Source organism: Rhizobium sp. FY34 (genome assembly GCF_005222845.1).
Lineage (GTDB): Bacteria > Pseudomonadota > Alphaproteobacteria > Rhizobiales > Rhizobiaceae > Neorhizobium.
In genome coordinates, this window is record NZ_STFZ01000029.1 from 1 (window position 1) to 665 (window position 665).

Below are 665 nucleotides of genomic sequence, written 5' to 3' on the forward strand. Positions count from 1 at the left end.
TTCGATGCAATCGTGGAGCAGGCGATCCGCCACGGCCTGGTCGATGGCACGGTGCTCTATACGGATTCGACGCATCTGAAGGCCAATGCCAACAAGGGGAAGTATGATCTGGAGATGCTCGCCAAGTCGCGCGCCGACTATTGGAACGAACTCGACCGGGCGATCGAGGCAGAGCGGGTGGCGCATGGCCAGAAGCCGTTGAAGGAGAAGGAGCGCGAACCGGAGGTGAAGGAAACCAAGGTGTCGCGCAGTGATCCCGATAGCGGCTACATGGTGCGCGACGGCAAGCCCAAGGGCTTCTTTTACTTGGATCATCGCACCGTCGATGGCCGCCATGCCATCATTACCGATACGCATGTGACGCCGGCCAATGTGCATGACAGTATCGTCTATCTGGAACGGCTCGACCGGCAGCGCGAACGCTTTGACCTTGATGTCATAGCCGTGGGGCTCGACGCGGGCTATGCAACGGCAGGCATTGCCAAGGGGCTGGAAGACAGAAAAATCCTCGGCGTGACCGGCTATCGCAATCCGACCCCGCCCAAGGACGGGATGATGCGCAAGTCGAAATTCGTCTTTGAGCCAGAGACCGACGGTTATCGTTGCCCTCAAGGCCAGTTGCTCACCTACGCCACCACCGACCGCAACGGCTACAAGCACTACCG

At 59.5% G+C, this 665-nt stretch carries 1 protein-coding gene; it reads left to right on the top strand.

What is annotated here, in order from left to right; translation table 11 throughout:
- On the top strand, nucleotides 1-665 hold a 665-nt coding region (locus tag E8M77_RS18545; protein WP_137132120.1), incomplete at both ends, for a transposase.